Genomic DNA, 12,381 nt, shown 5'->3' with positions numbered 1-12,381 from the left:
GCGAAGAAGACCGAGACCCGACCAACCCTCATGCTGCTCGACGGGCATTCGTTGGCCTATCGGGCCCACTTCGCCCTTCCGCCAGAGAACTTCACGACCAACACTGGCCAGCACACCAACGCGGTCTACGGATTCACGTCGATGCTCATCAATCTGCTGCGCGACGAGGAGCCCACCCACATCGCCGCCGCGTTCGACGTGTCCCGTAAGACGTTCCGTGCGGAGATGTTCCCGGAGTACAAGGCGCAGCGCAGCAAGTCGCCCGATGAGTTCCGCGGCCAGGTCGACATCACCAAGGATGTGCTCGACGCTATGGGCATTCCGGTGATGGCCGTCGAAGGATACGAGGCCGACGACATCATCGCGACTCTGGCGACACAGGCCGACGCGGCGGGCTACCGCGTGCTCGTGGTGACCGGCGACCGCGACTCGCTGCAACTTGTCAACGAGAACATCACCGTGCTGTACCCGAAGACCGGTGTCTCGGTTCTCACCCGCTTCACGCCGGAGGAGGTCGAGAAGAAGTACGGGCTGACGCCGCAGCAGTATCCGGACTTCGCGGCGCTGCGCGGCGACAAGAGCGACAACCTGCCGGGCATTCCCGGTGTCGGAGACAAGACGGCGACCAAGTGGATCGTCGAATACGGTTCGCTCGAGCAGCTGTTCCACCACGCCGACGAGATCCGCGGCAAGACGGGCGACTCGCTTCGCGCGAACCTCGCGTCCGTGCAGATGAATCGGACACTTACCGAGATGATCCGGGACATGGATCTTCCTGCCGGACCGGACGACCTGAAGCTGCACGCGTGGGATCGGGACCGGATCCACGCATTGTTCGACGACCTCGAGTTTAAGGTGCTGCGGGACCGACTGTTCGCTACGTTGACCTCGACCGAGCCCGAGGCCGAGGAGGGCATGGAAGTGCGCGGCGCACGGCTGGGCGCCGACGAGGTCGCGGCGTGGCTCGACGCGCACGCCCGCACCGGACGTTCGGGCATCGCGGTGGACGCGCGGCGGATCGTGGTCGGTTCGGACGTCGACGGTTTGGCTATCGCTTCGGCAGACGGCGAGGGCGCGTTCATCGACCCGGTGGCGATGTCGGCGGCCGACGACGCCGCGCTCGCCGCGTGGCTCGCCGACCCGACGGTCGTCAAGGCGGTGCACGAGGTGAAGTGGGCAGTGCACGCGCTGCGCGGTCGCGGGTGGAGCATCGCGGGAGTCACCTCCGACACGTCGCTCGCCGCATACCTGGTGCGCCCCGGGCAGCGGACTTTCAACCTCGACGACCTCGCGCTGCGATACCTGCGGCGTGAGCTCAAGGCCGATGACGGCGTGGATGACGGCGGCCAGCTGTCGCTTCTCGACGACGACGCCGATTCGGCGCGAGCCGCGGAGTCGTTGATGCTTTCGGCGCGTGCCGTCGCCGAACTCGCCGACGCACTGGATGTCGAACTGGAGCGAATCGATTCGACGGCGCTGCTCACCGAGATGGAGCTGCCGCTCGCATTCGTGCTCGCCGACCTCGAACAGCTCGGTATCGGCGTCGACATCGACCACTTCGCCGGACTGGAGTCCGAGTTCGCGCAGCGGGTGCGCGACGCCGCCGAGTCTGCGTACGAAGTGATCGGCGAGCAGGTCAATCTGGGTTCGCCGAAGCAGCTGCAAGCGATCCTTTTCGACAAGCTCGACATGCCGAAGACCAAGAAGACCAAGACCGGGTACACCACGGACGCCGACGCGCTCGCCGGGCTGTTCGAGAAGACCGAGCATCCGTTCTTGAAGTTCCTGCTCGAGCATCGGGACGCGACGCGACTGAAGGTGACCGTCGACGGCCTGTTGAAGTCGGTCGCCGACGACGGCCGCATCCACACGACGTTCAATCAGACAGTTGCGGCGACGGGTCGATTGTCGTCGACGGACCCGAACCTGCAGAACATCCCGGTACGGACCGAGGCAGGCCGCCAGATCCGTGGTGGTTTCGTCGTGGCAGCGGGAGCGCCGGCGCCGGGAGCTCAGGGTTCCGAGTTCGAATGTTTGATGACCGCCGACTACTCGCAGATCGAGATGCGGATCATGGCGCACCTGTCGGAGGACGCCGGTTTGATCGAGGCGTTCCGGTCAGGGGAGGATTTGCACAACTTCGTCGGCTCGCGCGCCTTCGGGGTTCCCGTCGACCAGGTCGACGCGCAGATGCGGTCGCGCGTCAAGGCGATGTCGTACGGGCTCGCGTACGGCTTGAGCGCGTACGGTCTTGCCGCACAGTTGGGGATCGGCCGCGAAGAAGCCAAACAGCAGATGGAACAGTATTTCACTCGTTTCGGTGGGGTGCGCGACTACTTGCAGGACATCGTCGTGCAGGCCCGGCGTAACGAGTACACGGCAACACTGTTCGGGCGCAGGCGCTATTTGCCGGACCTGAACTCCGACAACTTTCAGCGTCGACAGTCGGCCGAGCGGATGGCGCTCAACGCGCCGATCCAGGGGACCGCCGCCGACATCATCAAGGTCGCGATGATCAACGTGCAGCGACGGCTGACCGATGAGGGGCACCGCTCACGCATGCTGTTGCAGGTGCACGACGAACTGGTCTTCGACGTCGCGACCGGAGAGCGCGACGCAATCGAGGCACTCGTGCGCGAGGAGATGTCCGGTGCGATCGAACTGTCTGTTCCACTCGAGGTCTCGGTCGGTGTCGGACGGACGTGGGATGCTGCCGCGCACTGATGAGTGATTCGGAGGAAGGTCGCATGAGAATCGCAGTGCTCGACGGCGACGGTATCGGTCCCGAGGTCGTGCCCGCGGCCGTGTCGGTCGCCGAACGCGCGCTCGACAAGCAGGGGATCGGGGTTCAGGTCACCCGGCTCCCGTTCGGTGCCGCGGCCATCGACTCGCATGGCGTCCCGATCCCGGGGAGCACGCTCGACGCGCTCGCCGAGTTCGATCTGTGGCTTGTGGGTCCACACGACAGTGCGGCTTATCCAGCGGAGTTGCGACATCCGGCGCCGGGGGCGGTGATGCGTAAGCAGTTCGATCTGTTCAGCAACCTGCGGCCGGCGAGGGCGGTGTCCGGGGTGCCCGCGACGACTCCTGACATCGACGTCCTGATCGTCCGTGAGAACAGTGAAGGGCTGTACGCCGACCGCAACATGGCTGTCGGGAGCGGTGAGTTCATGCCGACGCCCGATGTCGCGCTGTCCGTCGGGTTGATCACGCGGACGGCGACCGAACGGATCGCCGTCGAAGCCTTCGAAGCGGCGCGGCGACGTCGTGGGCACGTGACAGTCGTGCACAAGGCCAACGTGCTGCGGATGACGACGGGCTTGTTCCGCGATGTCTGCCTGCAGGTCGCGCAACGCTACCCGGACGTTCGCGTCGACACCGAGCACGTCGACGCGATGGCCGCACTGCTCGTCCGCCGCCCGGCGGATTTCGACGTGATCGTCACCGAGAACCTGTTCGGTGACATCCTCTCGGATCTGGCTGCCGAGCTCTCCGGGTCGCTGGGGCTGGCCGCGTCGTTAAATTCGTCGGCCGATCGCGCGATGGCGCAAGCAGTCCACGGTGCGGCGCCGGACATCGCGGGCCGCGGCCTCGCGAATCCCGTCGCGACGATCGCCTCGGCTGCGATGCTCCTGCGGTGGCATGGAGAGCGATCAGCCGACGATGCGACGCTGCGTGCCGCCGATGCGATCGACGGGGCCGTGTCCCACGTACTCGCCGACGGTGTGCTGACCGCTGACCTGGGTGGTTCCGCGAGTACCGCGGAGTTCACGAGAGCGGTCATCGAAGCCCTGTGAGGCTGGGCTCGAATATTCTGGTGTCTTATCGTTCGTGGTGAACGATAGAACCCCGAAATATTGCGGCGTCACCAGTCCGAGGCGATAGATCGTCGGTTGATCGTGTCGATGACCTCCTGGATGCACCGGGCGGGGTCGTCGGTGAGCATGTGCCAGTTGTACTGGAGTTCGCTCCATCGGTTTCGTTCGAGATAGTTGGCTTTGGCCAGGTCGTTGCCGTGTCGACGAGTGTCTCGGTGAAAAGCCCAACCGGAGATCTCGACTCCGAGCCTGAGTTCGGGCCACGCGAAGTCGAGTCGCCACCCGCCGATCGGATGCTGCTGCGTCCAACCGGTCACGCCCCAGCTCTGCAAGAGCCGGACGAACAGTCGTTCCGCTTCGGATTCACTGTCGGACGCCGCGACGTTCACGAGTCGGCGGGCCGCGACCATGCCCTGTACGCCGGCGTTGTCGTCGACCGCGCGCCGCAGTCCGTCAAGATCGACTGCGCGGGTCTGGAGCATCCGATCGAGGAATTGGGCGCCCGTCGGCAGCTCGACTGCTGTCATCAACGCAGTCAACGGCCGACATGTGACTGGGAGGTCGAGCACGTCGGTGACCGATTCGGCGCGGTACTGCCGCCGGGTAGCGCGCACGTCGACCGGCCAACCGGGCGTCGCTCGCCGGTGCAGCGCCGACAACGTGATGCCGACCGGGAGTTCGCGGAGCATCCCGTGCCACCATGCCGCGGTCGCCCGATCGGCGACGCCCCGATACGTGAGGACCGCGGCACGGACCATAGCCGCTTCGGTGTACGGGTGGGCGGCCGACCGGTAGACGCCTCGACTCAGAACGAGCCATTCACCACGCTTGAGCCGCCCGCGGATGTCACCGTCGCTGAGGCCGCACGCGTGCGCCTGCGCAGCATTGATGACGCCGTCGTGTGTCGCCAGTTGAGCCGCGACTGCTCCGAAGTCCCCCACATACAGTTAGACGCGTCGGCCGACCCGCCGGTTCCGTTAAGGGACCCGCGAGCGTGTCGCCGTCGATGATTCCGCCATACTCGTTTCTCGGACCAAGTAGGTTTCGTGCAGACCGACGAGAGGACATCGACGATGCCGGGGCGTATGCGACTGTTCGCCGCCGTGACAGCGTGCGCGGCGCTGCTGCTGTCGGGCTGCGTGGTCGACGAGTCGGCGTTCGACACCAAGCCGATCGAGATCCACGTCGACGAGCAACCGCAGATCGCGTCCCTCGTCCCGCCGGACATCCGCGCAGGCGGTGTGTTGAAGGTCGGCACGAACCCGCCGTACCAGCCGAATGAGTTCAAGGACCGGAACGGCGACATCATCGGTTACGACGTCGATCTCGTCGACGCGATCGGCGACGTGCTCGGCCTGAAGGTGTCGTACACGCAGTCCGACTTCGACAAGATCATCCCGTCGGTCCAGTCGGGGAGCTACCACATGGGGATGTCGTCGTTCACCGACTCGCTGGAGAGGGAAACGCAGGTCGACTTCGTCACCTACTACTCGGCAGGCATCCAATGGGCCGCGAAACCCGGACGCGACATCGACCCGGATGACGCGTGCGGGTTGCGTGTCGCGGTCCAGGTGTCGACGACCGAGGACACCGACGAGGTGCCCGCGAAGAGCGAAGCATGTGTGGCGCGGGGCGAGGAACCGATCGTCAAGGTCTCCTTCGACACCCAGGACCAGGCGGTCAACGCCGCGCTGCTTGGCCAGGTCGACGCGTTCTCCGCCGACTCCCCGGTCACCGCGTACGCGGTGAAGAAGACAGAAGGTCAGCTCGAGCAGATCGGACCCACCTACGATTCGGCGCCTTACGGGTTCCCGATCCGGAAGGGCTCCGCGCTCAGCGAGGCGGTCCGCCAGGCGGTGCAGTATCTGATGGACAACGGACAGTATCGAAAGATCTCTGAACATTGGGGTGTGCAGGCGGGAATGGTCCAGACATCACAGATCAACGGGGCACAGGAGTAGCTCGGATGGCGGAGAACCAGACATCGGACGCACCGGCGCCGATCAAAGCGGTGCCGCTGAAGCACCCCGGGCAGTGGGTGGCGGGCGTGGTCATCGTCGTGCTCGCGGCGCTGTTCGTCTACGGTGCGGCGACGAACGACGCATACAAGTGGGGCACGTACGGTGACTATCTGTTCGAGGAGCGCATCCTCTCAGGTGTCGGTTACACGCTGGCGCTCACCGTGCTGGCGATGTTCTTCGGCGTGATCCTCGGCGTCGTCATCGCGGTCATGCGAATGTCGCCCAACGCCGTGTTCCGGTGGACGTCGTGGGTGTACCTGTGGATCTTCCGCGGCACCCCGGTGTACGTCCAGCTGGTGCTGTGGGGGCTAGTCGGGTCGATCTACCAGACTGTCAATCTCGGTGTGCCGTGGGGACCGACGTTCGTCGAACTCAATATCCAAGAGTTCAGTCTCACGAATGTCTTTGTCATCGCGGTGATCGGGCTGGCGTTGAACGAGGCGGCCTACATGGCCGAGATCGTCCGAGCCGGCATCTCGTCGGTGGGCGAAGGGCAGATGGAGGCGTCGACCGCGTTGGGGATGTCGTGGTGGCAGACGATGCGCCGCACCGTGCTGCCGCAGGCGATGCGGGTGATTATTCCGCCGACCGGCAACGAGGTCATCTCGATGTTGAAGACGACGAGCCTCGTCTCCGCGGTGCCGTTCACGCTGGACGTGTTCGGCCGCCAACGGGACATCTCGGGAGTCAACTTCCAGCCGATTCCGATGCTGCTCGTCGCGTCGACCTGGTACCTCGTAGTGACGAGCGTCCTGATGGTCGGCCAGCACTATCTGGAGAAGCACTATTCGAAGGGCTCGTCGCGCGAACTGTCGGGCAGGCAGCTGGCGGCGCTCGCCGCGGCCAACGAACCGATCGTCGAGGAGGGCAAGTGAGCGCCGACGTGACCCCGATGGTCTCGGCCGACCGCGTCTACAAGAACTTCGGTGCGCTTGAGGTCCTCAAAGGAGTGTCCCTGGAGGTTCAGCGCGGCGAGGTGGCGTGCCTGATCGGCCCCTCGGGCTCTGGCAAGTCGACGTTCCTGCGGTGCGTCAATCACTTGGAGAAGGTGAACGCGGGACGGCTCCTCGTCGACGGCGACCTGATCGGCTACCGGGAGAAGGCAGGCAGACTCTACGAACTCAGCCCGCGGGAAGCCGGACGCCAACGCCGCGACATCGGGATGGTGTTCCAGCATTTCAACCTGTTCCCGCACCGGACGGTAGTCGACAACATCATCGAGGCGCCGGTGCTGGTCGCGGGCGAGTCCAAGGAGTCGGCGACCGACCACGCGATGGAACTGCTCGATCAGGTCGGCCTGCGTGCCAAAGCCGAGGCCTACCCGGCGCAGCTGTCCGGCGGTCAGCAGCAGCGGGTGGCGATCGCCCGAGCGCTCGCGATGAAGCCGAAGTTGATGCTATTCGACGAGCCGACGTCCGCGCTCGACCCCGAACTGGTCGGTGACGTTCTCGAGGTGATGCGCGGCCTCGCCGCGGACGGTATGACGATGGTGGTCGTCACCCATGAGATGGGTTTCGCTCGCGAGGTCGCCGATCAGTTGGTCTTCATGGACGGCGGCGTCGTCGTCGAGAAGGGCGATCCGAGGAGAATCCTGTCCGATCCCCAGCACGAACGCACCCAGAGTTTCCTCTCGAAGCTCCTGTGACCGCAAAACTCCGGTAACTCAGTCGGCGGTCACTCACGGGGTGATTCGAGGGACCGTACGTAGCGATCGGTGATGGTGTGCTGTACGAGCGCGGCGAACGGTGCGCCCACCCGTGTCAGCAGGGTGGCGGGTCGTGACGCCCCGGTGAGTTCGAAGCGGACGAGACCGTCGTCGGTCGAGATACGGAACGACTCCTCGCCTGCCTCCGGGTGCCCGGGCAATGTCACATACGTGAAGCCGGCACGCTCCGGTTCATCGACGACGTCCACGATCCGGACGGGGCCGCCGATCCGCAGTGGCCCGACGCCGACGGAGACGACCGCGACGCCACCCAGACGCACGATCGGGGAATCGGCTTCGACGCGGACACCGGAACGGAGTTGGACCTGCCACGTGAACAGGGCGGCACGCGCAGCGTTGAAATCGCCCGCGCCAGAGCCGATCACACGGTCTCTGCGAAGCGTGTGAAAGCGCCTACCGCGGTCGTGTCGGTCAGGACGAAACGTGGGTTGCGCCACCGCGAGCGCTAACGCAGTCGTCGGGTCGAGCGGACGGGCGACTGGGTCGTCGGGCATCGCGGTCACTCCGGCTTGTGCGTCACGAACACGGCGGTGCCGGGGAAGTGGGAGCCGCGCAACGGCGACCACTGTCCCCATTCCTGGTCGAGGTCGTCCGGCCACTCGGGTTCGACGACATCGTCGAGAACTAGCCCCGCAGCGACGATCTCACGGATCCGATCACCCATCGTTCGATGGTGTTCGGCGTAGGTGATGACGCCATCGTCGTCCGCCTCGGAATACGGGGTGCGGTCGAAGTACGACATGCGGACGACGAGGCCTTCGGGCCCAGGATCGTCGAGGAACATCCAGCGCATCGGGTGGTTCGTCGCGAACACCCAGCGTCCGCCGGGCCGCAGCACGCGCGCCACCTCGCGCATGGCGCGCGCCGAGTCGGCGACGAACGGTATGGCGCCGAACGACGAGCACGCGATGTCGAACGACGAGTCGGCGAACGGGAGTTGTTCGGCTCCGGCCTGCACAAGTGGGACGCGGCGCTCGTCGAGGCGCATCGCGTCGACGGCGTGCGCGAGCATCCCTGCGGACACGTCTAGGCCCACGACACGCGCGCCGCGGGCGGCTAGCCACCGTGCGCACGGTGCCGAGCCGCACCCGATCTCGAGAACGTCGCGTCCGGCGACGTCGCCGAGCAGACGCACATCCGATTCGCGTAGACGTTCCGGACCCCAGACGAACTCGCCGCCGGGCGTGGTCGAGCCGATGAACGTGCCGTGTTCGACGTGGTACTCGTCGGCCTCGGCGTCCCACCACGAACGGTTGGCGCGCTCGCTGGCGGGAGAGTCGACGTCGCCGAGGACGCGCGGCGGGCGCGGAGAATCAGCAGGCACGGCCGGGCACCACCGTCTCGGTCCGCGTATCGCCGTTCCAACGCCGTATCGCGGTGACGCGTGCGACGACCGGCTCGTCGACCAGCGCGGCGGCCTCGGCGACCAGTTCGGCGGGCACCCGCCGCGCGAGGGTGACATGCGGCGTCCATGAACCCGGGACACAGTGCGGGTCGAGACCGGTCACCGCGTCGCCGCACAACCGGTGAACTCTCGCGTGCACCGCCAGTAGTTCTGTGGACGGCACGACCGACGCCGCGACAGTGAAACCCGCCTGTGCAGAGAAGAGCAGCGGAGGCCCGACGACGACAGTGAACGGCAACCGTTGCGCGACCATGGTGATCGACGCGTCGACCCCGGAAATCGACGTCCCGGCCAACAGGGTGCAGTGCGGTCGGACGGTCGGGGCGTCGATCGCGCACGGCGTCCGAAGGCCGATCGTGCCCAGGGCGCCCCAAACGTCGCGGACCCGTGAGTCCGCGGCATCGTCCAGCAGCAGTTCGATGGAATGAGCCACGCGTACGATCATCCCATCCCCGACGGCGCCGAGCGGTTCGCACATGTGGAGTCGAGGAGCGCGAGAGTCCCATTTGTGCAGGCCAGCGGCGGGTAGTAGGCTAGGAACCGCGCATGTCCGTCATGCGCGCACACAATTCTCGGATTTCGGGTCTGGCCTGCACGGACAGTCTCGGAAGCCGTACCTACTACCTACCTGTCCGGAGCAACTCACCATATGTCGTCCCCCACGATCACCTCGCCGCAAGTAGCCGTCAATGACATCGGCTCGGCTGAGGACTTTCTCGCCGCCATCGACTCCACGATCAAGTACTTCAACGATGGCGACATCGTCGAGGGCACCATCGTCAAGGTCGATCGCGACGAGGTTCTGCTTGACATCGGTTACAAGACCGAAGGCGTCATCCCCTCGCGCGAGCTGTCGATCAAGCACGACGTCGACCCGAGCGAAGTCGTCACCGTCGGTGACGAGGTCGAAGCCCTTGTCCTCACCAAGGAGGACAAGGAAGGCCGTCTGATCCTGTCGAAGAAGCGCGCACAGTACGAGCGCGCCTGGGGCACGATCGAGGAGCTCAAGGAGAAGGACGAGGCCGTCAAGGGCACCGTCATCGAGGTCGTCAAGGGCGGCCTGATCCTGGACATCGGGCTCCGCGGCTTCCTGCCCGCTTCGCTCGTCGAGATGCGTCGCGTCCGCGATCTCCAGCCGTACATCGGCAAGGAGGTCGAGGCCAAGATCATCGAGCTCGACAAGAACCGCAACAATGTGGTCCTGTCGCGTCGCGCATGGCTCGAGCAGACCCAGTCTGAGGTCCGCAGCGAGTTCCTCAACCAGCTGCAGAAGGGCCAGGTCCGCAAGGGCGTCGTCTCGTCGATCGTCAACTTCGGCGCCTTCGTCGATCTCGGCGGCGTCGACGGTCTGGTCCACGTCTCCGAGCTGTCGTGGAAGCACATCGACCACCCGTCCGAGGTCGTCACCGTGGGCGACGAGGTCACCGTCGAGGTCCTCGACGTCGACATGGACCGCGAGCGCGTCTCGCTGTCGCTCAAGGCGACACAGGAAGACCCGTGGCGTCAGTTCGCCCGCACCCACGCGATCGGCCAGATCGTTCCGGGCAAGGTCACCAAGCTGGTGCCGTTCGGTGCGTTCGTCCGCGTCGAAGAGGGCATCGAGGGTCTGGTCCACATCTCCGAGCTGGCCGAGCGCCACGTCGAGGTTCCGGACCAGGTCGTCTCCGTCGGCGACGACGCGATGGTCAAGGTCATCGACATCGACCTGGATCGTCGTCGTATCTCGCTGTCGCTGAAGCAGGCCAACGAGGATTACGCGGAAGAGTTCGACCCGTCGAAGTACGGCATGGCCGACAGCTACGACGAGCAGGGCAACTACATCTTCCCGGAGGGCTTCGACGCCGAGACCAACGAATGGCTCGAAGGCTTCGACAAGCAGCGTGAAGAGTGGGAGGCCCGGTACGCCGAGGCCGAGCGTCGTCACAAGATGCACACGGCTCAGATGGAGAAGTTCGCCGCGGCTGCCGCCGAGGCGGAGAACGCTCCGACCGATTACTCGTCGTCGTCGGCCAGTGCCGGCGCCAGTGCCAGCGAGGCATCGTCGTCGTCCTCGGCCAGCGCTCCGTCGACCGGTGGGTCGCTCGCCAGCGACGAGCAGCTCGCCGCGCTTCGCGAGAAGCTGTCGGGCAACGCCTGATCTGTCGTCGCCTAGCGACATCACACTGCACCCCGGGACCGCACGGTCCCGGGGTGCAGTGCATCCTGGTGTCGCGCGGCGTTAGTGCCCGAATATCATTGCTGCCGTGGGCAACGAGGTGTTCTCTGGCGCGTTGGCGATCGGCTCGGGCGCTGTCATCGGGCTACTGCTGTTTGTGCCGTTCGTCGCGGTCAGTTACCGCAGACGCGGCGGGTTGACGGTCGGCAGATCACTACTGTGGGTCGCGGCGCTGATCTACTTCTGCGCCATCTGGACGTACACGCTGTTCCCGCTGCCCGACCCCGACCATCTGGTGTGCGTCGGAATGAACACGGACGTGTGGCAGGCGGTGCGCGACGTGCAGGGCGCTCGCGACCGCGGCCACCCGTTCACCGACCCCGCGACCCTGCAACTCGCGCTCAATGTTCTGCTGTTCGTGCCGTTCGGTGCGTTCGTTCGCGTTCTCGGTGGCCGCGGGCTGCCGACCGCTCTGCTCACCGGCGCCGGTGTGTCCCTGTTCATCGAGACGACACAGCTCACCGGGATGTGGGGCATCTACGACTGCGCCTATCGCGTATTCGACGTCGACGACGTCATCACGAACACGGTGGGTGCGCTCGTCGGGTCCGTCGCGGCTCTGGTGGTTCCGAGACGGATGCGTGGCGTCGGCAGACAGCCGGGCAGCGAACTGGCTCGGCCGGTCACGAAACCACGGCGTCTCGTCGGAGCCGGGTGTGACGTCCTGGCCGCGACGTTGCTGTCGGGAACGGTGTCGATCGCGGTCCAGCTATGGCTCCAGTACGTCTCGGACGACCGGGCGGCTGTTCTTTCGGGCAGCCTCGCGTCCGTCGTCGGCGCCGTCGTCCCCGCCGTGGTGTGGTTCGTCGTCATCGTGTGGACCGGACGGTCCGTCGGCGACCTCTGCGTCGAACTCGAGTACCGGGGCGGTCCGCTGCCGACTGTGCTCGTGCGTGTGATGCGATTTGTCGGCGGCATCGGAACGTACTTCGCGCTGACGCTGCTGCCTGCTCCGTACAGTGCCGTCGCCTGGGTGTTCGTGGGGGTCGCGGTGCTGACGATGCTGTTCACGTCGCACGGGCGGGGTCTGCCCGCCCTCGTGTCGGGCAGCAGACTGGTCGACACCAGGCCCCGGCCCGCCGCCGCCGCTGACCCGGGGCGGCCCCCGCACGCAAGCGAGTCGACGTCGGTCCGCGACTGACGAGGTGGTGCAGCGAGGCCGCAAACCCATGCGTTGTTGACAATAATTTTCAACA

11 protein-coding genes are annotated in these 12,381 nt (G+C 65.9%); 7 read left to right on the top strand and 4 right to left on the bottom strand.

Features of this window, described 5'->3' with window-relative positions:
- The first annotated feature begins 30 nt into the window (after positions 1–30).
- Together polA and L5G33_RS12125 are read left to right on the top strand one after the other, a co-directional pair.
- Entirely contained in the window at positions 31–2,724 is a 2,694-nt protein-coding gene (gene polA, locus L5G33_RS12130) for a DNA polymerase I (RefSeq protein WP_236998745.1), read from the top strand.
- A gap of 23 nt (positions 2,725–2,747) precedes the next feature.
- On the top strand, positions 2,748–3,797 hold the full coding sequence (locus tag L5G33_RS12125; RefSeq protein ID WP_308191571.1) for an isocitrate/isopropylmalate dehydrogenase family protein: 1,050 nt from the start codon (positions 2,748–2,750) through the stop codon (positions 3,795–3,797).
- 68 nt (positions 3,798–3,865) lie between these two features.
- Here L5G33_RS12125 and L5G33_RS12120 read toward each other — a convergent pair whose 3' ends face one another.
- Positions 3,866–4,759 carry a type IV toxin-antitoxin system AbiEi family antitoxin domain-containing protein gene (locus tag L5G33_RS12120; RefSeq protein WP_236998443.1) on the bottom strand — a complete coding sequence of 298 codons (894 nt, stop codon included), beginning with the start codon at positions 4,757–4,759 and terminating at the stop codon, positions 3,866–3,868.
- A gap of 132 nt (positions 4,760–4,891) precedes the next feature.
- Here L5G33_RS12120 and L5G33_RS12115 point away from each other — a divergent pair, with 132 nt between their 5' ends.
- From L5G33_RS12115 to L5G33_RS12105, 3 genes are read left to right on the top strand one after another with little or no spacing between them, the layout of a single operon-like run.
- Positions 4,892–5,779, top strand: a complete 888-nt coding sequence (locus tag L5G33_RS12115; protein ID WP_236998442.1) for an ABC transporter substrate-binding protein — start codon at positions 4,892–4,894, stop codon at positions 5,777–5,779.
- Positions 5,780–5,784: 5 nt separating this feature from the next.
- Complete coding sequence (locus L5G33_RS12110) at positions 5,785–6,714, top strand: amino acid ABC transporter permease (RefSeq protein WP_236998441.1); 930 nt, start codon at positions 5,785–5,787, stop codon at positions 6,712–6,714.
- 17 nt (positions 6,715–6,731) lie between these two features.
- A complete protein-coding gene (locus L5G33_RS12105; RefSeq protein ID WP_236998744.1) occupies positions 6,732–7,484 on the top strand; it encodes an amino acid ABC transporter ATP-binding protein in 753 nt (250 codons plus the stop codon).
- Positions 7,485–7,513: 29 nt separating this feature from the next.
- Here L5G33_RS12105 and L5G33_RS12100 read toward each other — a convergent pair whose 3' ends face one another.
- From L5G33_RS12100 to L5G33_RS12090, 3 genes are read right to left on the bottom strand one after another with little or no spacing between them, the layout of a single operon-like run.
- Positions 7,514–8,059, bottom strand: a complete 546-nt coding sequence (locus L5G33_RS12100) for a DUF1990 domain-containing protein (RefSeq protein WP_265742853.1) — start codon at positions 8,057–8,059, stop codon at positions 7,514–7,516.
- Positions 8,060–8,064: 5 nt separating this feature from the next.
- A complete protein-coding gene (locus L5G33_RS12095; protein WP_236998439.1) occupies positions 8,065–8,889 on the bottom strand; it encodes a class I SAM-dependent methyltransferase in 825 nt (274 codons plus the stop codon).
- Entirely contained in the window at positions 8,879–9,403 is a 525-nt protein-coding gene (locus tag L5G33_RS12090) for a 2'-5' RNA ligase family protein (protein ID WP_236998438.1), read from the bottom strand. Before L5G33_RS12090 ends, L5G33_RS12095 begins: the two co-directional genes overlap by 11 nt.
- 216 nt (positions 9,404–9,619) lie before the next feature.
- Here L5G33_RS12090 and rpsA point away from each other — a divergent pair, with 216 nt between their 5' ends.
- Entirely contained in the window at positions 9,620–11,107 is a 1,488-nt protein-coding gene (rpsA, locus tag L5G33_RS12085; RefSeq protein WP_236998437.1) for a 30S ribosomal protein S1, read from the top strand.
- Positions 11,108–11,213: 106 nt separating this feature from the next.
- Complete coding sequence (locus L5G33_RS12080; RefSeq protein ID WP_236998436.1) at positions 11,214–12,326, top strand: VanZ family protein; 1,113 nt, start codon at positions 11,214–11,216, stop codon at positions 12,324–12,326.
- The last annotated feature ends 55 nt before the right edge of the window (positions 12,327–12,381 follow it).

It is taken from the genome of Gordonia liuliyuniae (genome assembly GCF_021738805.1).
Lineage (GTDB): Bacteria > Actinomycetota > Actinomycetes > Mycobacteriales > Mycobacteriaceae > Gordonia > Gordonia liuliyuniae.
Note: the sequence above shows the minus strand (reverse complement) of the source record. Positions and strands in the feature narration are given on the sequence as shown.